The following is a 24,318-nucleotide window of genomic DNA, read 5'->3' on the forward strand; positions in this document are numbered from 1 at the left end:
TCGACACGTTCACAGCCGATCGTGTCGCAAGCCGAGGATGCCAGAGTAGGGCAGCCCATTGCCACAGCTGAGTTGATGAACTCGCAGTCAGGCGATGGTGCTTTAGACATTCGGCCCGGGCAATGTTGGGTTTATGCGCAGGTGCAGCCAAAGCCTGTGGAAGACAGTGTGACCGTGAAAGTCCGGGATTCAGAAGTCCGTCTGGACGTCACGCCGGCGGAGTTCAGCCGTGGCTTTAAGCAAGTGGTTACCAAAGAAGGAACGAAAACGTTTCGGGTAGAGCCGGCCACATACAAAGAGATTGAAGAGCGCGTATTGGTAAAGCCGGAAACAACCCGCCTGGTGGTAGAGCCGGCACAGTATGAAGAGGTTCAGGAAGAAGTCGTGCTGGAGCAGGCCAGAACCGAGCTTGAACCCTGTCGTACGTCAGGCGCGGCAGCCTATGGTGCCTCGTCAGCTGTTTTCGGATTTTGCGCGAAAGAGATCCCGGCGCGAACCAAAACCATCACCGTGACCAGGCTGGTTAAACCTGAGACCACCCGCACGGAGGTGATTCCTGCCGAGTACAAAACAGTGACTCGCAAAGTGGTGGATAAGCCGGCCGAAGTGGTACCGGTGGAGCTGGACGATGAGATCGAAACGTTCGAGGTGGCAGAGCTTGTTGAAGCTGCCCAAACCCGTGAGCGGGAAATACCAGCCGAAACCATGGACGTTAATGTAAAGCGTTATGAAGGTCGGCCGAGAATTGTCGCCAGACAGGCGGTTTGCGATCAGGATCTGACACGGGATATGGTCAGAGACGTTCAGGAGACTCTTGCCAGCCTTGGTTACAAACCTGGCGAGATCGATGGTTTACCGGGCCCCAAAACAATCGATGCACTTTCTCAGTATCAGATTGAGAACGGGCTAGCCTCAGGTGCTATCACCATTGAAACTATGAAACACCTTGGTTTGATGGACTAGACCGCGAAGTAACAGGAAAAGGCCAGCCTGGCTCATGCCAGGCTGGCCTTTTTTATTGCTGCGGCAGAAGGCCGTCAATTTGTATTGCTCCCATTTTGCCGTCACCTCTGGTCATCAGGGCCAATGCTCGATTAGTTACCATATAGCAACCTGTATGCATAACAAAAATATCGAGCGGCCAGGAGGAAATGAAAGTGGCGCTATCGGCTGGAATCAGGTTATCTGGTGTAATTTGTCTCAGTGTTTTTCTGGCGGGCTGTGGTGGTTCATCCAGCGGCACAGACCCGGAGGCGTCTCCCACTCCAACTGAACCGGCTTCCGAGGTTCCGGTGGTCGAAACCGGTCATCCCAAGGCGGTGCGCGAAATGATGGCCCTGGGTACTCGAAATACTGAAGCTCGATTTGTCCCGGTTGTCACCGAAGGCGCGCGAAGCTGGCAGCCGTACGAGCGCGCTCCGACCCACACCCACGTGGTTTCGCTTCCCAGCCAGGTCATTGAACTGTCAGATGGTACCAAGCTGTTCGCCAAGGTTGCCCTCCCGGGGTATGAGGCCGGCCAGCCGGCGCCAGGAACCTTCCCGGTTGTGCTTACGCAAACCTCCTACAACACTTCGGTCGGCCAGTTTGTACCTGAGCTTGGAGGTGTTAACGAATTTCTGGTGAAACGCGGCTATGCCCACGTCGTAGTGGATGTGCGAGGCACCGGAAATTCGGGCGGTAACTGGGAAGCATTCGGTGAGCGGGAGCAGGCCGACTACCTTGAGGTCGTCGAGTGGGTGACTGAGGAATCCTGGGCTCAGCCAAGTATTGGTCTTGAAGGTATTTCTTACCTGGGTATTACCTCGATTCTTACCTCTCAGCACAATCATCCGGCGGTAAAAGCGTCCTTTCCCGTCGTGCCAATCGGGGATGGGTATCGTGACATTGTGTTTACCGGCGGCAATGTGAACGCAACCTTTATTCCCTCCTGGATGGCACTGGTAACAGGACTGGGCCTGTTGCCAGTCGAATTGCTTGCTAATGATCCTGCTGCGTTCCTTGCAGCGGTACCCGAACGATTGACCGGTGCCTTGCTCGATTTCCAGGTGCCCACTATTCTCAAGGCCGTGTTGGGAGAGCCGGAGACCGTTTACGACGATGACTTCTGGCGCATACGCTCGCCGATTGAGGGTGTCGACAAAATCAACGTTCCAACGTTCGTTGTTGGTGGTCTTTTTGACCTTTTTCAGCGCAGCGAGCCTTTGTGGTACGAGCGTTTGAGTGGCCGGGTACCAACCAAGCTTCTGATTGGCCCATGGACACACATTGCCGCAGCGGGAGTGCCGGACAATGGTCTGCCTGCCGATGGCGTGCCTGATTTGGATACTCTGCGCCTGCAATGGTTTGATGAATACGTAATGGGTCTGGATACCAGGGTTACAGAACAGCCAAATGTGACCCAGTACGTTCTCGGATTGGATTCCTATCAGACAGCGACGCATTGGCCTCATCCTGAGCTTCGAGCTGAGAGGCTTTACCTGGGAGCCGAAAACGCGCTAAGTCAGCAACTGCCCGTCAACGACGAAACTTACCAAACCCTGCAGCAACCACTGAACGGTTTGTGTTCCTTCAGTACGACCCAGTGGACAGCGGGGTTAACTGGCCAGATACCCCTGCCTTGTCTGGAAGATAACCGTTTTTCAGAGTTGGCTGCCTTGAAATTCGAGCTCGAAGCGCCCGACGAGGGTTTGTACCTGAATGGTCCGATGCAGGCCGACTTGTGGGTGTCCACGACTGCTGCGGATGTTCAGGTGGCTGTGCGTCTGGATCTTGTCAGCCCGGATGGCACCACGCGGCCGCTGTCAAACGGCTTGCAGACGGCTAGCCTGCACTCGGTAGATGAGTCTCGCTCCCGCTTCGTGAATGGAGAGATGTTACAGCCATGGCACAGTTTTGCAGAGGGCGAGCGTTCGATGATGAAGCCGGGTGAAATTCGTAAGGTTTCTGTCGAAATATTTCCCAGCAGTGCGTTTGTTGAGCCCGGCAGTTCTCTCCGAGTCTCAGTGAACACCAGCAACGTTGCTCAAGGGGTACCGCCGGTGCTCACATCCCTGATTCCATCCCTGGGCGGCGTGATGTCATTGCACATCGGGCCGAATACGCCCTCGAGTATCGTTCTCCCGGTCGTTCCTGTCAGTACGTTAAAGCAATAACGAAATCCCGCCTTAGCTCAAGCGGAGCGTTTTCGCTCCGCTTACCCACTTTCTGACTGGTTCCGCTCGAAACCGACTGTGTCGAATAATTTTACATTTAGTGTAAAAAATGCTGACACTTTTGAACAAAAGTTTACGTATATAGAAAAGCTACCATTCTATTGAATTTTTTAATCCCCGCTATTCGTCACCCATACCAATAACTACTTGAAAAGAATAATAAAACAAACAGTTAAGTAATTAGTTTCTGCAACCTGTTTTTTGGGCTAATGATGCTCACCCTCACGCTGGCCAAAATTTCGCTGTGATCTACAACACATCTATTTTGACGCGAATGCGTAAAGTTCAGCGTCAAATGATGGGCGCTAGATTCAGTGAACCTGGATGAGTGCCCCGGCATGGTCAGTCCCTCCAAAAGAGGGCTGATTCCAGTAACAGAGGGCAAAGCATGAAAATGCGAACAGGCAAACGTTGGGTTAAACCCGTCACTGGTTTGGTGGTGGCTTTATTGCTCACCGCATGCGGTGGCGGTGGTGGATCTGGCAGTGGCTCCGCGGGTAATGGGTCTGACAATGCGGCAGACAGTTTCAGGGGAGTGCGGTCAGATAACGGGTTGGTGACATTAAACAACGCGATGTACGCAGGTCCGGAGGGGCAGCCATTGGACATCAGCGGGGCTTTCCCGGCGCCCGAATCTGTTCAGGTGTCTGGTGATTTCACCGGCGGCATCAGCGTGGTGGAGACTGGTCCCAATCGGTTGACTCTGGCGTTGCCGCAGGTCGATCGCCCTTTGAACGCTGGCCTTACGCTGAGCTTCCGGTTCGCTGACGACACGGCAGAAGTTGAAATCAGCGTTGTGGTTCAAAACGCCTCGGCGGTAGATCTCGAGACAACGGTGCAGAATACTCTGGACCAGAAGGAGGAGCTGCTGAGTCTCACTCAGGACGCTGCGCTGTACAAGTTCTTCTTACAAATGGGGTACCTGTCCGGGGATCTCACCAACAGCCAACTCCAGGCCAGACTGGCAGAGTTCCAGCCAGATCAGGGCCCTTGGGCTTTCGATGTCGGGTTTGCACTTGAGAATCTGCAGCAGAATGAGTGGCGGTATCGTCAGGGTGAGATCTCTGAAGCCGTGCTTCAGCGAGAGCTCGATTACGCTCAAAGCATGATCGTCAACCATGGTGCCTATGGTCGCGAACAGCTCAGTAAAATCCGCAATTTCATAACCGCGGTGCTGCCGGATGGGTTGGCGGGTGGTCAGCTCGTTTACGTCGACGAGGCAGCTATTTATTCGCGGTTTCTCGGCTCTTCAGGATTTGTTGATTCCACCGCGCAGGGGCTGGAGTTGTCGCCTGCGTACCGTTCCATTGCGTCTTTGGTTCAAGTGCGCAAAAACCAGACCATTTGCTGTGAGGTGATGCAATGAAATCGACCGTGATAATGGCATTGGCAGCCTTTGCAGCAACAGCGCCGGCACCAGCCGGAGCCACGAACTCTGCCGGCACTTCAGGCTCGGCTGATGTACCCGGGCGGCTGGTAGTGACCTATCAAAACACAGTATCTGCCATGAACGTGGGGGAGCAGTTTTCCAACTCGGAAATCATTGAGGTGGGTTCAGAAAGCCTCGAAGCGGTCAGGGCTCAGTTGGAAAGCCACCCAGACGTTGCGCGTGTAGAAAACGATTACTGGGTGAGCAATCCGGTTCTGCCTTCACCACCGAGACCTGCTGACTCGTTGGTGGGTGCGCTCTCCGTGCCGCATTCCGATACTGTGAATCCAGCAGCGTTTGTGCCTTCTGATCCGGGCTTCCGCTCCCAGATCGCGTGGGAAGCGCCCCAAACCGGACGTGCGGGTGTACAGGATATTCTCTCCGCCTATCTGCGTGCAACGCCACAGAGGCGTGTGCGGATTGGTGTGGTGGATTCGGGATTCTACCGGTTACAGGATCTGGATTACGCTCAAGGATACAATTTTGCGTCGGCTGACGGCTTCGGCCCGCGTTTTCTTGAGAATGAGGTAGATCCCAACTGCCTTACCGCCCATGGTACGGGCGTGAGTGGCGTATTTGGCGCAGTGACAAACAACGGAACCGGTATCGCTGGCATTGTTGAAACCGACATTATCGCCGCCCGTGCCCTTAGTTGTGACAGTGAGGGTAGGGTGCGGGGAGTATTGTCGGATACGGCGCTGGCCATCCGCTGGCTCGCTGGCGATCCGTCTGTTGCCAATGCACCGCGCCTGCAGCAGCCGGTGGACGTCATCAACGCTTCCCTGGGCGGGCAGGTGAGTGGTTGCCCGGGGTATCTGCAAGAAGCGATCGATTATGCATACAGTCGCGGCATTCTGACTGTTGTATCGGCTGGTAATGCGGGCGGTGATGCCGCCAACACTGCGCCCGCCAACTGTAGGCGTGTGGTGACTGTAGCGGCCGTTCGTGCATCCGGCGATCTGGCTGACTTCTCCAATACCGGGGCGGATGTCAGCGTGGCCGCGCTGGGTTCTGAAGTGCTCTCGCTGGACCGTTTTGGTCGGCTTACCTTTTGGGACGGCACGTCTTTTTCGGCTCCGGTGGTGGCGGGCATCGCCGGGCTGCTCAAACAGTCCAGTACCGAGAATCTCACGCCTGCCAACATAACGGATCTTTTGCGCTCGTCAGCCCGACTCATCCGACAATCCGACGGCAGCCGCATTCCGGTGGTGGATGCTAAGGCGGCCATGGCACGGGTTGCTAATGACTCCGGCAATCGGGTGGCAGTTATCGCTCCCTTCCTCAACGATCCCGAGCGCTGCCAAACCGAGGCCTACCGACTGAATAACCCACTGGCTCTGTCGCTGGACAGGGTGTACGAGGTTACGGCAAACAACCTCAGCCTTGGCTCTGCCGGCGAGCGATATACCGTGCTCCGAAGCACCGGGAGTGGCGGCAAGGAAGTAATCGCTCAAAGCCTGGAGCCTGTATTTCTGATCAAAAACGTAAATCCGGATACCGAGTCTTTGTGGATCGACGTCTGCGATAGCAACGGGCAGAACTGTCGGCTCAACCAATCGCAGGCGCTGCTCTAGTTGGTCCATTGCGATCTTCTCTATTCTTTAGCTTGGTGAGACCAATGACTCGAGATTCGGTAATTCTGGCGTTCAGTTTGTTCGCCGCGATGGTTTGGTTGGTGGATGAAGTCATAACCCGGCAAAACAGCTTTTTGTTCAATTTCGTGGACCAGGTGTTCGCAATATCCGCCAATCTGCCGGTGATTCCATTTGTGAACCTGGAGTGGCTGGTTGAGCTTTGGGTGTTGCTTGGCACCTTATGGCTGCTATCCGTAGGTTTCTGGGTGGTCATCACTTTGTGCTTCTCCACTCGCAGTCGTGGGCTCCAGCGGGCGGTAATCTTCGGGTTACTGCTCATCCCGGTTGGCATAAGCAGTGCCCATTTGGCAGACGACGGCGCTTCTGCGCCGGCAATAACCAGTGTGCAGGCGGAGATTACCAGCCTCTACAAACGTGCGGAGGCGGTCTTTCGTCGCTGATGTGCCTTGTTGGCCTGTGTTGACCAGTAAGGCCCTCGGTTGTTCGTTGTACTCTTCAGTTATCTGTATAGATTGGTCTGTACTATAACCACAACGAACGAGGACGCTGTATGTTTAGCCACCATCCGAAATCCGTGATTGCCTCTGCCTTGGTTGTTTCTTTGGCCGGGGCGCCATTGGCAGCGGAAGCAGGGTTGTTCTCAACCTTGTTGAGTGGGGCAAGTTCCACGGAGCAAGGCCAGTCATCCCAGCCCGAACCTGCAAGCGTCATTCCGCAGCGTTACATTTTGACCGTGGAACCACAGATAGCGTCTATTCTGGGCTTGAACGATGGTCTTTTGGCGGGTGTCCAGCATCTGCTGACTGCGGTGGGCGGCGGCGAGTTGCTGTTTTTGTACGAGAGCGTGTTCCAGGGCGCTGCTGTGCAGCTAACGGAGAGCCAGGCCACAATGCTGGCGTCCCTGCCTGGTGTTAAATCGGTGGAGCCAGACACCTGGATGAGTGTCAGCGCCAGCGAAACCCAGGCAAACGCCACCTGGGGCCTGGACCGTGTAGACCAGCCCACCCTGCCTCTGGATGGTCAGTTTACCTATCCCTCCACAGCGGGGCTCGGTGTGAATGTTTATGTGCTGGATACCGGCGTTCGCTCTACCCACGCTGATTTTCAGGGCCGCGCCAGTGGCGTCAACTTTCATGACGACCAAGGTTTGGGCGGTGGCGGTGGTGGTTTGCCGTTGTTAGGTGATCTGCTTGGTGGGCTCCTTGGTGGACTTCTTCCGTTCAGTAACGGAGGCGATATAGCGGCCTACTCTGCAGAAGATTGCAACGGCCACGGCACGCATGTGGCATCCACTGCGGCGGGCGAGTTGTTCGGTGTTGCCAAACAAAGCCAGGTGGTTGGTTTGCGTGTGTTGGGTTGCAATGGCTCTGGGGCGACCAGCGCCATCATTGAGGCACTGGACTGGATGGTCGAAAACGCCCAGCAACCTGCGGTCGCTAATATGTCGCTGGGGGGCGGAAATTCCACAGCCCTGGATAATGCTGTAAGGGAAGTGGTGGCGAGGGGCATCCCGGTGGTGGTCGCAGCCGGAAATAGCAATGCCAATGCTTGCAATGGTTCGCCAAACCGCGTGCCAGAGGCCATTACAGTAGGCAGTACTGACAATCAGGACCGCCGTAGCAGTTTCGCCAATCATGGGGAATGCGTGGATATCATGGCGCCTGGCAGCAACATCACTGCGGCCTGGCACACCGGTGACACCGACTTCAACACCATTAGCGGTACCTCCATGGCATCACCTCACGTTGCCGGCGCGGTCGCTTTGCTGCTGGCCCAGAATCCAAGCCTGACGCCGCAGCAGATTGCCCAACAACTGGAGGCTCAGGCCAGCCGCAATCAATTGAGCGGGTTGAATGGCTCTCCCAATCGGTTACTCAACATCATTCCGTGATGATATCTGGGCGGCGCGAATGTACCGATTAACGCGTTATGTAACGCAATGAAACAATTGTTCGTGGCAGGATAATGGCATTTCTACGCTTATAGATCATTATTAGATGTAGTCTTCACATAAGAGAAATGCTACCGATGTTTCGACGCTCCCATTCCCTTGACAGCGTCCTGGAGCAGTGCCTGGACGCTGTGGTCAGTATTGATCACAACAACAATATCACCTTCTTCAATAAGGCTGCCGAGCGGCTCTGGGGCTACTCCAGGAAAGAGGTGCTGGGTAAAAACGTAAAAATGTTAGTGCCCGCCGACATCCAGCAACATCACGACGCCCATATCAACCGTAACCGCCAGGGCGGCGAAGACCGTATTGTTGGCACCAGCCGCGAAGTGTGCATGACGCGCAAAGATGGCAGTCAGGTGTGGGTAAGTCTGGCGCTGAATAAAGTGGTTTCTGGCCGCTCCATCGGCTATACGGCGTTTATTCGCGATATCACCGCAGAGCGCACCTCCAGGGAGATGATCAACCAGACCCTTGAGCAGGCCCTTGACGCTGTGGTCACCATTGACGAGAACAATCGCATCATATTTGCGAATTCCTCTGCTGAAAAGCTTTGGGGCTATCAGCGTGAGGAAATGTTGGGCGAGAACGTCAAAATGCTGGTACCCCATGACATCCGCGATCGTCACGACAGCATGGTAAATGCCAATAGACAAACGGGTGTCGATAAAATAGTCGGCACCACCCGGGAAGTTCCGGTATATCGCAAGGATGGCAGTCGCCGTTGGGCCTCACTGGCGCTTTCCAAAATCCGGCTGGACAACAAAATTCTCTACACCGCCTTTTTGAAGGATGTGACAGAAGAAGTTGAGCGGCGGGATGAGTTCAAAATGCTCTCGATGGTCGCCAACGAGACCGATAACGCCGTAATTATCACCAGGCCAGACCGCAGCATTGTGTATGTGAATCAGGGCTTCACCCAGCTCACCGGTTACACGCTGAATGAGGTCATCGGCAAGAACCCCGGAAGCTTGTTGCAGGGCCCGCACACAGACCCGGCCACCATTGACGAAATTCGCTCGAAACTGAAGCGTAATGAGCCATTCTATGATGAGGTTTTGAACTACGATCGCTATAACCGGCCTTATTGGGTCTCTCTGGCTATCAACCCGGTGTTTGATGACACGGGCACTTTGACCCACTACATCTCGATACAGGCGAACGTAACCGAAACCAAAGAAAAGTCACTGGAGTTTACCCGACGCTTTGAAGCCATCAGTGAAAGTAATGGGGTAACGGAATGGCAGTTGGATGGAACTCTCATCAGTGCCAATCAATATATGCTGGTGAGTTTGGGAGATGCTTCCGAAAGCGCCATCCAGTCTCGCGTTCGAAACCTCCAATCTGTGGTTGGCCAAAGCGATTTCGATAAGCTTCAGAATGGCCACCAGCTCAAAGGCTTCTATGCCATACCGGATCACGACGGCCGGGACCACTGGTTTGAGCTGACCATCTGCCCCATCGCGGATTTCTCCGGTAGCGTTAAGTACTTCGTGGCTTATGGTATAGACGTGCATTCCAAGATGCAGGCAGTGGAGGTCACCGATCAGGAAATGGAATCGTTGCTCAAATCTTCGGAATCCATCTCGCACATCGTCAGCACCATTAACCAAATTGCTGAGCAGACCAACCTGCTGGCCCTCAATGCGGCCATTGAGGCCGCCAGGGCAGGTGAGGCAGGCCGGGGGTTCGCGGTAGTGGCAGATGAGGTACGCCAGCTGGCCCAGAAATCAAGCCAGTCTGCGGACGAGATTAATCGCCTGGTTACCGAGACCAATAACCGCATTGAAAGCCTGGCAAGCTCTCTCCGGGCGCTGAATGATGTGTCTCAAGCCGGAGGCGCTGATACGCCAACGTAAGTTGATGAGCGGTGAAGGCCTGAGATGACAGGCCTTTTCTTCTTCTTTTCTTGAATTATTAAAAATATCGTATAGCCTAAATCATGTGGACCAGATTGGTGGCAATTCTACTCCGTTTGGGTCATCACTGTTCCGCGTAGTCTCTACTGGAGGTGGCACGTCGGCCCTGTTGCAAGTGCCCAAGAGACTAGAGTCGTTTGTTCAATTCTTGCCCGCACACCCGCCGCGGGCTTTTTTTTGTTCAGTATTTGGCCAGTATCGAGACTGTTCGTGAAAGGTTGTAAAACACGACATTGGTATAAGGTGGGTATGCTGTTTTGTAATGTCGTATGGGTTAACATATCCTGAGTTTTCGGAGCTGTGTCTGCCTTGGCTGTTTTCGTCGTCCTCGTAACTTGCTTGTCACGAGAGGTCGCGTAAAATCGTCACACTTTTGCAACACACTCTCGTAATCTGACACGGAGCCGGTCGGAGCCCTCATCGTAATTCTCCCCCTGTAGCCGTCTGTCAGTACATTGCGCTTTGCTTTGCCCTAACGCACTAGGCTCTGGTTGGTGGGGCGGTAGCGTGCCCGAGAGAGGTTGCCAAATCAGTTGCATGTGCGCATCATCTGCGTTCCCAAATAAAATATTTTCGTCAAGGCTTGGTTTAAAACATGAAACAACTGCTCACCGCCGTTGTACTGGTTGCCCTTAGCGGTTGTGCCGCAATTCCCGGCTCACACATCCCCTCGGGCACCTCCAAGTGGTTCAGTGCGGATTCGAGCGTTGCTCAGGATGAAGCTCTGGATCTGGAAACCCAGGTGGATATCTACCCCATTACGCCAGGACTGATCCGGGGAATGCGGGAGGAATCACCTGCCGCCCCAACGCAGAACGCCGAGCTGGAACAAGACATCGAGGCGTATGACTACGTCGTCAATGCCGGAGATATACTCAATATTACGGTTTGGGATCATCCTGAGCTCACCATTCCCGCCGGTTCCATGCGCACACCGACCGAAGCTGGCAACTGGGTACACAGCGACGGCACTATCTTTTACCCCTACGTTGGCAAAGTGAAAGTCGCCGGCCTGAAAGTGACAGAGATCCGCGACATCCTCAGGGAACGGCTGGCAGAATACATCGAGTCGCCTCAGGTGGACGTGACTGTCGCAGGCTTTCGCTCCAAGCGAGTGTACGTAACGGGCGAAGTCAAGGCGCCGGGTACCCAGTCCATCACCAACGTGCCACTTACCTTGCTGGAGGCTGTCAGCCAGGCTGGTGGGCTTACCGACATGGCAGACTGGACCAACGTTACCCTTACCAGGGGAGATCAAACCCGGCAGTTTTCTCTGCGGGACCTGTACCAGAAAGGCGATATTACCGAAAACATCGTTCTGCGCCCCAACGACATTGTTCACGTGGCCCGCAACGATGCCGCCAAAGTATTTGTACTGGGGGAAGTGCTGGACCCACAAAGCATCAACTTTGGGCGCAGTGATATCACTCTGGCAGATGCCCTGACCGGTGCTGGCGGCTTTGCGCAGGCAACCGCCGATGCCAGTGGTGTGTTTGTGGTGCGGCGGGCGCCGGAAGGCAGCGACAAAGTGGCAAACGTGTATCAGCTAAACGCACGCAATGCCACGGCCCTGGTGCTGGCAGACCAGTTTCTGCTGCAGCCGCGAGACATTGTGTATGTAACAGCGGCACCAATCGCCCGATGGAATCGCCTGATTGCGCAAATTGTGCCGACCGCCCAGGCTATCTTCTTCTTTGCCCGGGCTGAAGAAGAAGTAACGGGTACCGACTGATGGCCATGTTTAACCGGATTCTGGTGGTGTGTGTCGGCAATATCTGCCGGAGCCCAATGGGCGAGTATCTGCTGCGTCAGAAGCTGGCACACCGACCGGAGATAACCGTGGAATCCGCCGGCATCAGCGCACTGGTAGACAAGCCCGCGGACAGCATGGCACTTACCCTGTTGGAGGAAAACGGCGTAAACGCCGGCGAGCATCGGGCCCGGCAGGCCACAGAAACCCTGCTCGGCCAGGCGGATCTGATCCTGGCTATGGAGGAGGGCCACCTGAGGCAGCTGCACAAAATGGCGCCACAGGTGCGGGGCAAAACCTTTCTGATGGGCAAGTGGATAGGCGACCGCGAAGTGCCAGACCCCTACAAACAACAACGCCCGGCTTTCGAGCACGCGTACAAACTGATCGACCAGGCCACCGATGCCTGGCTTAAATACCTGGATAAATGACACTCAATGACTGACAACACCGCGCCGCAGCAACTGGACAACGATGAAATAGACCTGATGGCCCTGCTGGGCACCCTTTGGGATGGCCGTTGGCTGATTGCCGGCATCACGGTTTTAATTACCGCGCTAGGTGTGTTTTACGCGCTGATTCAGGTGCCGGTATACCAGGCCAACGCCTTGATTCAAATTGAGGACAATAAAGGTAGTTTGCCAGGTATGGAGGGGGTTTCAGACCTTTTTGCCTCGGAGTCCAGCGCCACCACCGAAATCGAAATTATCAAGAGCCGCCGCGTGCTGGGTAACGTGGTGGACTCCCTCCAGCTGGATATCCAGGTTAGCCCAAATTATTTCCCGGTGATTGGCGAGGCCATGGCCCAGCGTTTTCAGGGTACCAGCGGCGAATTGGCCGAACCGCTGATGGGTGACCATTACGTCTGGGGTGGCGAGAGCCTCACCATTTCACGCTTAAGCGTGCCAGAGGGCGCGGAGGGTCGCCCCCTGGTGCTCGAGGCGACGGAAAGCGGCTGGGCGTTGTATGAATACGAAGTGGCTCCCGGCAACCTGTTGCTTGAAGGCGGTGTGAATGAGCCGGAAGACGCCAACGGTTACGGGGTGATGGTCACAGAACTCATCGCCCGCCCCGGTACCTGGTTCCACGTTAAAAAACTGCGCCGGTTCAGCGCCATCGCCGATCTCCAGGCACGCATGAGCGCTTCGGAGCGGGGAAGAAATTCCGGCATTGTTGCTATAAGCTACGAACATAAAAACTACCGCCTGGCTGAACGTATTCTGGATGAGGTGGGCAAGCACTACGTTCGCCAGAACGTAGAGCGCAGCAGCGCCGAGGCTTCCAAATCTCTTGAATTCCTTCGTCAGAAGCTGCCAGAGATAAAGCAAGAGCTGGAAGAAGCCGAGCGGAAATTGAATGAATACCAGGTGGATGCCGTAACCATCGATATTACGGCGGAAGGCGAAGCCATCCTGGACCAGGTAGTGGACCTGGAGCGCCGTATCTCTGAGCTGGAAATTCAGCGTGCCGAGATCGAACAGCGTTTTCGTGATTCCCACCCCCGTTACCGGGCCTGGGCATCTCAGATGCAGGAGCTGAAAGACCGGCGGGCGGAGCTGGACCAGCGTATTGGCAACCTGCCGGAAACCCAGCAAAAGCTGGTTCGCCTGCGCCGCGACGTAGAAGTCGGCAACGAAATCTATCTACAAATGCTCTCGAATATTCAGCAGCTGGACATTGCCCGTGCCGGAACGGTGGGCAACGTGAGGGTGCTGGATGAGGCAGCGGTGAACATAACCGCGCCGGTTCGCCCGAAACGATCACTGATTGTCGCGGTTGCCTTTTTGCTCGGCAGCATGATTGGCGTGGGTGTGGTACTGGTACGAGCCGCCTTTAACCGCGGTGTAGAAACCCCGGATGACATTGAGCGCATCGGCTTGCCTGTTTACGCGGGCATCCCATACTCCAAAACCCAGCACGATCTTCTGGACAGAAAAAAGCGTAAAAAAGGCACCCCCAATCTCGTCAACCTGCTGGCAATTGAAAACCCGGCAGACCTGGCCATTGAATCTTTGCGCAGCCTGCGTACCAGCCTTCATTTCGGCATGATGGACGCAAAAAACAACATATTGATGATCTCCGGCCCCAGCCCCGGGGTGGGTAAAACCTTTGTGTCTACCAACCTGGCGGCCATCATGGCACTGGCAGACCAGAAAGTACTGCTGATTGACGCCGACATGCGCAAGGGCTTCAGCCATGAAATCTTCAAAGTCTCAAATGAAAGTGGTCTTTCCGATGTGCTTTCTGGCCAATGCAGCCTGAGTGAAGCGATTCATTGTTCAGATATGGCGGGCATGCTCAGCTTTATGCCGCGGGGCTCAGTTCCCCCCAACCCATCCGAGCTTTTGATGAGCAAACGCTTTGAAGAATTACTGGAGAAAGTGGCGCCAGAATACGACCTCGTGATTATTGATACACCGCCCATTCTGGCCGTAACGGACGCAGCCGTGGTGGGGCGCCATGCCGGCACAACCATGCTGGTTACACGGTTTGGGCTGAACCCGATAAAAGAAATTGAGTTGACCAAGCGCCGGTTTGAACAAAACGACATCGCGGTTAAAGGCGTTATTCTCAACGGTGTCGTGAAAAAAGCTTCCGCCTATGGATACGGCGGTTACGGCTACTACAACTACGAATATAAGGCAGACAAGGCGTGACAGGGTTAAGGAACAACCGCATGTTCAGTGTTCAAGAGCTGGCCATTTCAATTCTTACTGCAGCCGTAGCCGGGCAAGCCGCGGCCGCGCCCTGGTTGGAGCCGGGCGACCCAAGAGCCAGGCATGCCGTGCAGCAACTGGCAGACCGGGGCCACCTCAACCGCACCGTAACCACCTGGCCCATGATGTGGGCCACCGTAGACAGCGGGCTGAAAGAGCAGGGCAGTGCCCACACAGATGCCACTGTAACCAGCGCCAACGCCTATTTGAGTTTTGAGCAAAACTACCAGGCCGCGGGCGGTATGCGTAACGACATCACTCTGGCCGGCACCACAGAGACTCCGTTTATTCGCGGTTTTGACGGCGGCCCAAGAGAAGCCGGCGAGGCAACCACCCGAGTAGAGCTCCAAGCCCAGAACTGGGCGGCCCGCGCCAGCTTCACCTACGCCCTGGACCCGGAAGACGACGAGAGCATAAGGCTGGACGGCAGCTACCTGGCCGGCACAGCCGCCAACTGGGTGCTGGGCGCCGGCGCCATAGACCGTTGGTGGGGGCCGGGTTGGAGCAACAGCCTGATTCTCTCTACCAATGCCAGGCCTATGCCAGTCGTGTGGCTCAACCGCAAAGATGCCAAGCCTTTCGAAAGTCGATGGTTGAATTGGATTGGCCCCTGGCAGTTCACGGTATTTGCCGGCCAGTACGAGAAAGAACGTGCTGTGCCAAATGCCAAGGTGATCGGCATGCGCGCCACCTTCCGGCCAGTGCAGGGCCTGGATATTGGCCTTTCGAGAGCCATTATGTTTGGCGGCGACGGAAGGCCAGAGGATGCCAGCACAATCTGGAATGCGTTTATAGGCAAAGATAACGGCCAGTTGGAAGAAAATGACCCGGGTAACCAGATCGCCAGTATTGATATCCGTTATGGCTTCCCCGTTGGCGATAATAGTATGAGCGTATACAGCCAAATGATGGGAGAGGATGAAGCGGGCGCGTTCCCGGCAAGGAAATCCTGGCTCTTGGGCTCAGACTGGACCACCAGTCTTGGAGGCAGTCAGCAGCAGTGGTACCTGGAATATACCAATACCACCGCCGACGACTTTTTGGGCGACGCCATTCCCAGTATTACCTATGAACACAGCACCTACCAAACGGGCTACCGTTACTATGGCCGCAACATGGCGAGTACATTTGAGGGCGATGCCGAGGCCGCATCTCTGGGTACATACAATTTTTTTCCTAATGGCCACAACCTGAGTGTAGTTATAACCTGGGCAGACCTGAACAAAGACGAAAGCAGCCGAGTGGCGGCTACCGACCCAACGGTGTTCTATAACGTGCCCACAGTGCAACAAGAAGTTGTTCTGCTAGATATAAGCTACGGCCGCCCCCTGTTTGGCGGCTGGCTAAACTTCAAAAGCCAAGCTGCAGACACAAGGCTAGCCCTCGAATCTGGCAGTAAACAAGACTGGTTGCTCTCAATAGACTGGATATATCGCTTCTGATATTGAGGCATCCGGCAGAGCTTTCAGTTTCAGGCTGTTCTTACAAATAATCGATCTAATTGCCGACACATCAACTGAGTTATTTTGCCGGCGTATACAAAAGCTCATTAAGCGCCGATAGGTTTGTTCTTCCCGTGTATGCAAGGATGAGTAAATAATCCATAGAAGGTTGTGGTTCGAACCTGATCCGAAATCATCAACAAAACACTGTTGATCGTATCCTGTTTGATTGTTTCTTAGATCGTGCAATGACACTATAAGCGCTAAATGGTTAAACGTAACAGAGTGCTTTGTCTAAAAGCCATAAAGCGGCCCCCTAAAACACGTTATCACTAAGTTTTAACTCTGAGTAAAAGAAAATATTCGTATATTGTTTATGACTATTTCGAAAAAAATCGAAAAACTTCTGTTTTAGTTCTAGAGTTCGATGTATTTTTAATCTGTATGTGCATGGCTTCGTCGCTACAAACGCTCGATTGGGATCGTATTTTTTGAAATTTAAAATCACTTCTGACTCAGCCCAAAACCTTTGTATCGGTATCCTATGTTTTTGGGTGTTTGTACCCCAGCTGTCATACAGTAGCAGCGCTCGAGTTTTATCGCTAATAGCAATATGTTTATGGTTTGTAATTGAGGCTTTCAAACCTCGCGGATTAATTTTTAGGCCAACCGTTGTGTTGTTTTTGCTAGCTATCTTTTCAGGGTATACGATAATTCTTGAACTGATGATTCATGGTATTGAAGGCTTTTTAAGCCGAATTCAGCTGTATATCATGTTGTTTTTTCTAATTGTTCAACAAGCCCGACGAAAAGATTTGTCCAGTCTCGGTTCTATCTTCTGGTTGATAATTGTATTATTGGCCATTTCAATGACGGTTACCTATCTTTATGTATCTACGGTTAACGATCGTGCGATGCGTATATTAGTCAGGTCGTCCAAGGAAGCTCTGGAACTCACTGAAAAGGGTGTTGGAGGGTATTCACTTGCCTATGGCGCGGTTTTAATGTTGCCAGTTCTCACTCTTGTTTCTCTTCGGACATCTCTAATAGAGTTTCTTGAAGTACCTCGAGTACTGCGCATTACTCCCTGGTTGCCAAGGCTATTAATTTGGTATTTGACTGGGTTATCAATTTTATTGGTGTTCTCCTCTCAGTTTGCTACAGCAGTAATAACGGTGACGATTTGCCTGGCGGTTATTTTTGTTCTTTGGCGACCCTCGAGTTTTCGGGTTATCCTGCTGTTCTGTCTCATGTTCTTTTTGATATTGTTCGGGAAAGCTCTTATTGTTGAGCTTCTGACTTATCTTGCTCCCATCGTCGAGGGAACTAATTACCACCTTAAAGTCAACGACTTGCTCAATTCGTTACAAATGGATAGCGCCGGGGGCACTGTGAGCGACAGAGTTGAGCGCTACAAGCGAAGCTTACTTTTGTTCCTGCAGAACCCGTTTACCGGGGTTCTTTATTTCACCGATATAGGCAAGCATTCCACTTTACTTGATACATTTGCACGTTGGGGATTCTTTATAGGAGGTGTTTTTTTGTATTTGGTCACCTTCACACAGGTCAGGGCGCTACGCTCCCTGTCGTCTCAGCGCGGGGGACTGGGAGTAATTCTTGGAACTCTGATCGCTGTTTTGATTGTTTTTGGTCTCAATAACGCCTTTATGGCGGCAGGTGCGATTATTTTTATCTTTTACCCATTGGTCTTCAGTGCTATGGAGCGTTCGCAGATGAGTCAAGGTAGAGCTCGGAAGGTGTCGATCCATAGGTGATACGATAATTGTTGCTGGTGGGTACCCTCTGAATTCTCAAAACGCTTCAGCGATTCGTGCATTCGTTTTGGCTCGATTGTCTATCAGTATCGGGTACCGAGTGATTGTATTGGGAAAACTCCAGTCCGCACCTTTAAGTGCGCGTTCCCAAGGTGGGCACCAGATAAAGAGAGTGGCCTGCCAGGATATTCAGCATCCAATATCGGACCGAGCTAGTGCAAGCTATGTAATGAGTTCCGAGCTGTAAATGCAGGTGGTCAACGAGGTGGGCTCTGGCGGAGTATTTGAGGTGTTCTGCTACAACCACCCAGCTCGGGTAGCGTATTCGCCAACCAGAGTTCAGGAGGGTTGCTCCAGTTCTTGACTGCAGCGAATGGTATGGATGGGAAGGCCGTAAGGTCTCGCGGAATGCCTAGCGGATGGATGGAATTGATTTCCGTATTCGCCTTACGACACGAATGGCAAAAAAGGTTATCGGTGCTTCACGTTGGTGCCGTGCTCGAGTCGCTTGTAAGCACGCGGTTCTTCTGCCATTCGTACTTGATACTTTGTGGCCAAATGGCAGCGAATCCCAATCCCCGGCTCTAGTCGCACTCCCCAGTTGATCTATTCCGGCCCAATGGTGTTGGAATGCACAAAGACTGCTTGCTAGTAATGATTACAGCGCTTGCCGATGAATGTGGCGATTTTTGTTTTTCTATTGCCGGGGTCACAGCGCAGCAATATGTCGATATGGTGCCAGAACACCAGTTTCAGGTTGATTCTCTTAGGGAAAAGCTGCTCTTTCTTGGTCGGATTCCCAACTCTGAATCACTTGATCTCTTGCGCTCAGCGGATTTCTAGCTTTTTTTCAGAAAACCAAACAAAGGCCTGAATATTGGTTTCGCAACCAAGTACGTTGAGGCTGCTACATTGGACATTCCTTTCACTTTAAACCCAGCCAGTGATTTTTCGAGGTATTTACGCGACGGTGACAATGAAGCGCTAGTCAATAGCATTTCATCGGTGGATATCTCGGACGCGCTGCGCCGTGCGATTACTATGACACCGGAGCAGCTCTCGGCAATGGTCGCCGTATGCCGTGCAGCAACCCCATTTGACTTGCGAGCACGGCACCATGAGGCCTGAGGCTTTCTTGAAACCCTGCGAGGATTAAATGACTGAAAGTATAACGAGAGTTCTTTGGACTTCGAACATCGACTTGCCTGACATTGCCGAGGAGTTGGGGCAGACTCCTACCCCTTTCGGCGGTTGGTTAACGCTGATGACGCGTCGGCTGGCGCAAATACCTGGCTATGAAATTGGCGTCGCCATGCGTTCTGAGTCAAAGCGTTTTCAGCGGATCGAAAAAGACGGAATTACTTACTACGCGTTGCCGCAGCAGCGAGATCGATATGATGTGGCGCAGGTCGATGTTGATAAAGTGCTGGCCGATTTCGCGCCCGATATCCTGCATGTGGAAGGCGCCGAGATGCGTCACTCACGTCGATTCCTTTCAACATGGAGCGGACCATGTCTATTGTCGATGCAAGGGGTTTTAAATGGCATTGCGAATTATGAATTGGGCCGCTTGCCGATCTTTGCCATGTTGAACCCGTTTAAGCCACGCTTGGCGCTTACAGCGATGGCCCTCCTGTTACAGCGACAGTGGCAGTTCCTGCCGCGACTTCAGTCTGAGCGCGCGGCCATGCAGTCAGTAGACCACGTTATGGGGCGAACGTTGTGGGATAGAGCCCAAGCAAAAGCATTGTCTCCTGACGCAACGTATCACCATTGCTCGCGCATTCTTCGAGAAGTTTTTTATTCTGCCTCCTGGGATTGGAGCAGCGCCGAGCCCTTCTCAATTTTTATGGGGAATGGCTCCTCTGCCCGTAAAGGAGCGCATATTGCGGTTGAGGCCCTAGCTATCCTGAAGCGTGATTTCCCTGGTGTGACCTTGCATATTGCAGGAGTTGATCCCCGTACTTTACCTCGGGCATCACTGAAACGTTACGTAGGCTACTCGGTGTATCTGTTGGGCCTGATTCGCAAGTTGGGCCTTGAAGGCAACGTGCGTTTTACAGGTGTGCTTTCCGCTCAGGCGATGGCTGATCAGATGGCACGCTCGCATGTTTGCCTGATGGCCTCAATTATCGAGAATAGCCCAAACACACTGGGTGAGGCGATGATACTTGGAGCACCCACTGTTTCGGCATACTGTGGCGGTGCGCCGTCGATGGCTCGCGATGAGGTTGAAGCATTGTTCTACCGGCCTGATGACCCGGCGATGCTGGCGTTCCAAGTACGGCGTATCTTCGAAGACCCGGGACTGGCAAGTCAATTGTCCGAAGCGGCAAGAGCTCGGGCGCTACAAACCCATGACCCCGAACGGAACCTTGCAGACTTGCTTGTTGCATACGAAGCCATAGTTCAAGGCTCCAGAGGAGTGCGTGCATGAGCTGCATGGCTCCAATCATCGTTTTCGCCTATAACCGGCCGGATCATTTACACCAGACATTAGCCCATCTTGCCGATGCCGAAGGTGCGTCGCAAAGCGATCTTTGGATTTTCTGCGATGGTTCGAAGGATGGAGCGGATTTCGCGCGTATTGAGGCAACACGTAGCGTTGCGGGAGACTCAGCTTGGATCAGTTGTTTCCGCTCAGTCCGAATTGAAACCTCGCAGGATAACAAGGGACTTGCCCAGTCCATTATCGGCGGGGTGAGCGCGGTTCTTGAGGGTGCGGGTCGGGTAATTGTCGTCGAAGATGATGTTTTGGTCGCGCCGGATTTCCTACGTTTCATGAATGATTGCCTCAAATTTTATGAAAGTGATCAGAAGGTTGGTTCTGTCACAGGCTTCTCACCTTTTGCCGAACAACCCCCTGATCATGCAAAGGATGTTATGGCGATCCCACGCAATTGTAGTCAATGTTGGGGGACATGGGCTGACCGCTGGTATGAGATTGATTGGGATGCAAGAGATGCCGGTTTACTTTGGAGCAAATCGTCGCTGCGGCGCCGTTTCAATACAGCAGGGAATGACCGGGTTGATCGGCTACGCCGGCAATTGGAAGGTAAGATAGATTCCTGGTCCATCCGCTTCGGTCTTTGGCAGACACTGAGCGGTCGCCACACCATTTATCCTTTGCATAACCGCGTGCGCAATATTGGTTACGATGGTAGCGGGGTTCATACCCGTCATGGTCAAAACGTAAATAGGTGCACGGTATTGCAACCGCGGTCATATACCCTAGAGCATGTCGTAGAGCAACCTTCCATTGTTCGTCGTGTAGCTCGAATCTATGGTGGTCCTTGGTATAAGCGTTTTTTGAGAGATCTTCGTACCTGGTTGGGTATGCGAGGGTTTCGATGAAAAGCGTTTTGTTTCACTACCCTATCCTGAATGTCGGTGGCGCGGAAAAGTCAACTCTGCGCATGCTGCGCGCAATGTGCGACCGTGGCTGGCAGGTTACGCTCGTACTAACCACTGGCGGCGGTGAACTCGAGCCTGAGATTGACCCACGTGTCACCGTGGTGCGCCTGCGACCGCGTGCATGTGGGCACCAATTTTTAGCCGCTCGAGAGTGGTCATCTAGGTTACGAGAGTTGCCGGACCTCTTCGGATATTTGTTCATGCGAGCCATCGGGGCCTTGCGTATGCTGCCCTTTCTGTTTCGCCGGTATGAAGCCGCAGCGGTTTTACTGATGGGGACGCCGAGTTATTTCGTACGGCGCGTCGTTCGAGCTGATGTCCGAGCGATCTGGATCCGTAATGATCTGTCAGGCGCCGACCCGAGTGGACGTGTGACGGAAGCCCTGAGATCTGCTGCTGGTGAACTGGATTATTTCATCTGCGTCTCTGAAGTCTCGCGGAGGTCTTTATTAATGGCTGTTCCGGAAGCGCTGAGCAAGGCAGTAGTGATATACAACATCATTGCTCCAGACGAGATGCAAGCAATGGCCGGTAAGGCCCCGCCACCATTTGATCCCTCGAGAGATGGATTTGTCAATATCCTCACAGTGTGTCGTTTGAATGATAGAGCCAAAGGTCTTGTTAGGATGGCAAGGGTATGTCGTGCACTCAAGGACAAGGGGCTAAGATTCCATTGGTACATCGCAGGTTCCGGCACGGACCGAACCTTGCTTGAAGCAGAAATCGCAACACTGGATATTGCCGATTGTATGTCGCTGCTTGGGACGCTTCAGAATCCATTTCCCGCCTATCAAGCCGCTGATCTGATTGCGATGCTTTCAAATTATGAAGGGCTTTGCGGGGTCATAAACGAAGCTAGAGTTTTGGGGAAGTCAGTCATTGCGACTCGTGTCTCTGGCATTGATGAGCAGCTGGTATCAGAGAAAAATGGACTTATTGTGGAACAAGAAGAGGCAGATATTATTGCCGGGATGACCCGAATGCTGACTGACCAGCAGTTCAGGCAAGGCTTGGCGGGTGGAGGTTACCCTGCAGCATTACTTGATGATGAAGCAAAGCTGGATAGGCTGGAAGATCTCTTTATGTGTAATGGGGGCCGGTGTGAGTAGACGAGCTTCTGGTGTCGTTCTGTCCTATCTCTTGATTCTGGTCAAACTGGTGGTGACGCTTTTGTTCACCCCATTTCTTGTGGCTTCATTGGGGGTTGAGGGGTACGGGCTTTACACCTTGATTGGCGCTCTGGCTGCTTATCTATACATCCTTGATTTTGGCATGAACGATTCGGTTCTGCGTTTTTTTGTTGGCCATGAAAAAGATAAGATCGAGCGTGATAAGTTCTTTGGCAAAATGCTTGGGTTGTACGCAATAGTTGGTGGGTTTGTAATGCTGGCTGCATATGGGTTTAGCGTGATGGCTGAACCCGTCTTTGGTGATCAAAATACACCTGAGCAAGTCAGAATACTACGTGAAATGATTCTAATCACTGGTTTCGGCGCTGCGGTAGTCGTGGCGCTGAACCCTGTTGGCGCCTTATTGTCCGCTACGGAGTCTTTTGTTTTCCTGCGTAGCATGGAAATTGCGGCGACGGTCTTTTCAACCTTAGTTATGCTTGTAGTACTTATCAGGGGGGGGGGGGCTGTGGCGGTTGTTACGGTTGCGACAGTTGCCACTGTGCTACAGGCCGTGATGCGTCTTGGGTATTCCATTTGTGTTCTTGGCGCTAGGGTAAGACTATCTTTACCAGAACTCGAGGTTCTCAGACGAGTTGGTGGATATGCTGCACCTATCTTTGTTGTCATGATCGCTGAAGTTTTATTCTGGCGTTTGGATAGTGTATTGATCGGCTCCATGCTCGGAGCGGCACCCATCGCGATCTACTCGATCGGAGTGACATTTAACAAATACTTTATGAGCTTTGCCACCGCCTTGTCGCGTGTTATGACCCCGGAGATCATCCGGCAGGTAGATCAAGGGGCTGACGCCCGAGCATTGACTGATATGATGATTCGCGTTTCGCGGATCCAGGCTATGTTTCTTCTTCTGATCCTGGGTGGCCTGATAGTATTCGGTCACCGGTTTCTTGTTCTATGGCTGGGGCCGGAATTTTCATCGTCTTATTGGGTTATGCTGGCTGTACTCATCCCTTATACGTTCGAGTTGACGGGCAATGCCAGGAACATCATCCTTCAGGTCAAAGGATTGTACTGGCAGAAATCGGCGATTACTTTCACAATCGCTGTTTTTAATATTCCTTTGACGCTTCACTTGCTTCAAGTGATGGGGGTTCTGGGCGCGGCACTTAGCACCGGGATCGCGATCATGTTGGGTTATATGTTGATTGCATTGTTACTGAAGCTCAAAGTCGGTATGGAGATCGGACGTTACTTGGTAAAAACCGGGCGCGGGATCGTTCCGGTTGCAGCTTTGCTGACAGCCTTTGGGCTTTGGATAGAGCACTTCCTTCCAGCGGGCTGGATGCCGCTTATTGTCGGTGGCCTCGTGTATACGCTGCTATTCTGCCTTAGCGTTTATAAGTTTGGGGTTAATTCCGAGGAGCGTGTATTTATTGAGCGTTTCTTAGGGCGATTGCAGGTGTGGAAATTACGGCGTGGCTAAGGTGTCATTATATTGCTTATGTATTCTCTGGGCTTTCTGAAGGTGTTCTTTTCGGAGCAGTGCGTTAATAGTACCGTTTAAGCGCTTGCGTATGCTGTGGAACTTCGGAGACGACTATTACTGAAACACTTGGTACAATTTGGTTATGCTCAGTTCAAAGTCTTCAACCGTGTTGGTTTCTTGTCATCTTCTTATGTATGAAATGGGAAATTTCCAAAGCTCATATATCCGATAGCTTGGGAAAGTGATGATACCTTTCTCACTGCAATGCTAATCTCTCGCCGAAAATCTACAGGTGGGACAGTGGCGACGCTGCTTTGCTATCGAGAATAAATTTTCTCAAAGATGTTGAGATTGGTTTACGCCCGATGCTGCCCATCAAGTTTCGCGTTATTAAAATGAGTCTAACGAAAAGATAGAGTTTTCTTTCACTAAGTTTAAATTTTAATTTATGGCGTTAATAAAAACGCGCGATGCAAAGAAAAGTTAGGGAGA

At 52.9% G+C, this 24,318-nt stretch carries 16 protein-coding genes; all 16 read left to right on the forward strand.

The genetic code is table 11. The features are described 5' to 3' along the window. Positions 1–168 precede the first annotated feature (168 nt). The 16 genes from ACAM27_RS08620 to ACAM27_RS08695 all read left to right on the forward strand — a co-directional run bounded on the left by ACAM27_RS08620 (position 169) and on the right by ACAM27_RS08695 (position 23,823). A complete protein-coding gene (locus ACAM27_RS08620; RefSeq protein WP_222449016.1) occupies positions 169–963 on the forward strand; it encodes a peptidoglycan-binding protein in 795 nt (264 codons plus the stop codon). A 329-nt stretch (positions 964–1,292) separates the two neighbouring features. Further along, on the forward strand, positions 1,293–3,155 hold the full coding sequence (locus ACAM27_RS08625; RefSeq protein WP_369612850.1) for a CocE/NonD family hydrolase: 1,863 nt from the start codon (positions 1,293–1,295) through the stop codon (positions 3,153–3,155). A 448-nt stretch (positions 3,156–3,603) separates the two neighbouring features. Then, positions 3,604–4,581, forward strand: coding sequence for a hypothetical protein (locus ACAM27_RS08630; RefSeq protein WP_369612851.1), 978 nt, complete (start codon positions 3,604–3,606; stop codon positions 4,579–4,581). Further along, complete coding sequence (locus tag ACAM27_RS08635; protein WP_369612852.1) at positions 4,578–6,218, forward strand: S8 family serine peptidase; 1,641 nt, start codon at positions 4,578–4,580, stop codon at positions 6,216–6,218. The genes ACAM27_RS08630 and ACAM27_RS08635 overlap by 4 nt, the downstream gene beginning before the upstream one ends. Before the next feature lie 44 nt (positions 6,219–6,262). Further along, positions 6,263–6,679 (forward strand): hypothetical protein, encoded by a 417-nt coding sequence (locus ACAM27_RS08640; protein WP_222449020.1) that lies wholly within the window; start codon positions 6,263–6,265, stop codon positions 6,677–6,679. Positions 6,680–6,789: 110 nt separating this feature from the next. After that, complete coding sequence (locus ACAM27_RS08645; protein WP_369612853.1) at positions 6,790–8,130, forward strand: S8 family serine peptidase; 1,341 nt, start codon at positions 6,790–6,792, stop codon at positions 8,128–8,130. Between the two features lie 137 nt (positions 8,131–8,267). Next, positions 8,268–10,049, forward strand: a complete 1,782-nt coding sequence (locus ACAM27_RS08650) for a PAS domain S-box protein (protein ID WP_369612854.1) — start codon at positions 8,268–8,270, stop codon at positions 10,047–10,049. Positions 10,050–10,704: 655 nt separating this feature from the next. Further along, positions 10,705–11,841, forward strand: a complete 1,137-nt coding sequence (locus tag ACAM27_RS08655) for a polysaccharide export protein (protein WP_222197104.1) — start codon at positions 10,705–10,707, stop codon at positions 11,839–11,841. A gap of 5 nt (positions 11,842–11,846) precedes the next feature. Next, the gene (locus tag ACAM27_RS08660) at positions 11,847–12,290 is read left to right on the forward strand and encodes a low molecular weight protein-tyrosine-phosphatase (protein WP_222197219.1); all 444 of its coding nucleotides are present in this window, start codon (positions 11,847–11,849) and stop codon (positions 12,288–12,290) included. Between the two features lie 6 nt (positions 12,291–12,296). After that, positions 12,297–14,516 (forward strand): polysaccharide biosynthesis tyrosine autokinase, encoded by a 2,220-nt coding sequence (locus ACAM27_RS08665; protein ID WP_369611768.1) that lies wholly within the window; start codon positions 12,297–12,299, stop codon positions 14,514–14,516. Positions 14,517–14,536: 20 nt separating this feature from the next. Further along, on the forward strand, positions 14,537–16,018 hold the full coding sequence (locus ACAM27_RS08670) for a capsule assembly Wzi family protein (RefSeq protein ID WP_369611769.1): 1,482 nt from the start codon (positions 14,537–14,539) through the stop codon (positions 16,016–16,018). A gap of 725 nt (positions 16,019–16,743) precedes the next feature. Further along, positions 16,744–17,793, forward strand: a complete 1,050-nt coding sequence (locus ACAM27_RS08675) for a hypothetical protein (RefSeq protein WP_369611770.1) — start codon at positions 16,744–16,746, stop codon at positions 17,791–17,793. Between the two features lie 1,156 nt (positions 17,794–18,949). After that, positions 18,950–20,230, forward strand: a complete 1,281-nt coding sequence (locus ACAM27_RS08680) for a glycosyltransferase family 4 protein (protein WP_369611771.1) — start codon at positions 18,950–18,952, stop codon at positions 20,228–20,230. Further along, entirely contained in the window at positions 20,227–21,147 is a 921-nt protein-coding gene (locus ACAM27_RS08685) for a glycosyltransferase family A protein (RefSeq protein ID WP_369611772.1), read from the forward strand. The genes ACAM27_RS08680 and ACAM27_RS08685 overlap by 4 nt, the downstream gene beginning before the upstream one ends. Then, positions 21,144–22,316: a glycosyltransferase gene (locus ACAM27_RS08690; protein ID WP_369611773.1), complete on the forward strand. Its 1,173-nt coding sequence runs from the start codon at positions 21,144–21,146 to the stop codon at positions 22,314–22,316. Before ACAM27_RS08685 ends, ACAM27_RS08690 begins: the two co-directional genes overlap by 4 nt. Beyond that, a complete protein-coding gene (locus ACAM27_RS08695) occupies positions 22,252–23,823 on the forward strand; it encodes a lipopolysaccharide biosynthesis protein (RefSeq protein WP_369611774.1) in 1,572 nt (523 codons plus the stop codon). The genes ACAM27_RS08690 and ACAM27_RS08695 overlap by 65 nt, the downstream gene beginning before the upstream one ends. Positions 23,824–24,318 lie beyond the last annotated feature (495 nt).

The organism is Marinobacter sp. RI1, from assembly GCF_041155085.1.
Classification (GTDB): Bacteria; Pseudomonadota; Gammaproteobacteria; order Pseudomonadales; family Oleiphilaceae; genus Marinobacter; species Marinobacter nauticus.

Bases quoted from the DNA above. Each gene is read 5' to 3' on its own strand.
- ACAM27_RS08630 (WP_369612851.1), top strand. From the start codon at position 3,604: ATGAAAATGCGAACAGGCAAACGTTGGGTTAAACCCGTCACTGGTTTG.
- ACAM27_RS08655 (WP_222197104.1), top strand. From the start codon at position 10,705: ATGAAACAACTGCTCACCGCCGTTGTACTGGTTGCCCTTAGCGGTTGT.
- ACAM27_RS08660 (WP_222197219.1), top strand. From the start codon at position 11,847: ATGTTTAACCGGATTCTGGTGGTGTGTGTCGGCAATATCTGCCGGAGC.
- ACAM27_RS08680 (WP_369611771.1), top strand. From the start codon at position 18,950: ATGACTGAAAGTATAACGAGAGTTCTTTGGACTTCGAACATCGACTTG.
- ACAM27_RS08665 (WP_369611768.1), top strand. From the start codon at position 12,297: ATGACTGACAACACCGCGCCGCAGCAACTGGACAACGATGAAATAGAC.
- ACAM27_RS08645 (WP_369612853.1), top strand. From the start codon at position 6,790: ATGTTTAGCCACCATCCGAAATCCGTGATTGCCTCTGCCTTGGTTGTT.
- ACAM27_RS08695 (WP_369611774.1), top strand. From the start codon at position 22,252: ATGATGAAGCAAAGCTGGATAGGCTGGAAGATCTCTTTATGTGTAATG.
- ACAM27_RS08690 (WP_369611773.1), top strand. From the start codon at position 21,144: ATGAAAAGCGTTTTGTTTCACTACCCTATCCTGAATGTCGGTGGCGCG.
- ACAM27_RS08675 (WP_369611770.1), top strand. From the start codon at position 16,744: ATGATTCATGGTATTGAAGGCTTTTTAAGCCGAATTCAGCTGTATATC.
- ACAM27_RS08640 (WP_222449020.1), top strand. From the start codon at position 6,263: ATGACTCGAGATTCGGTAATTCTGGCGTTCAGTTTGTTCGCCGCGATG.
- ACAM27_RS08650 (WP_369612854.1), top strand. From the start codon at position 8,268: ATGTTTCGACGCTCCCATTCCCTTGACAGCGTCCTGGAGCAGTGCCTG.
- ACAM27_RS08685 (WP_369611772.1), top strand. From the start codon at position 20,227: ATGAGCTGCATGGCTCCAATCATCGTTTTCGCCTATAACCGGCCGGAT.
- ACAM27_RS08635 (WP_369612852.1), top strand. From the start codon at position 4,578: ATGAAATCGACCGTGATAATGGCATTGGCAGCCTTTGCAGCAACAGCG.
- ACAM27_RS08670 (WP_369611769.1), top strand. From the start codon at position 14,537: ATGTTCAGTGTTCAAGAGCTGGCCATTTCAATTCTTACTGCAGCCGTA.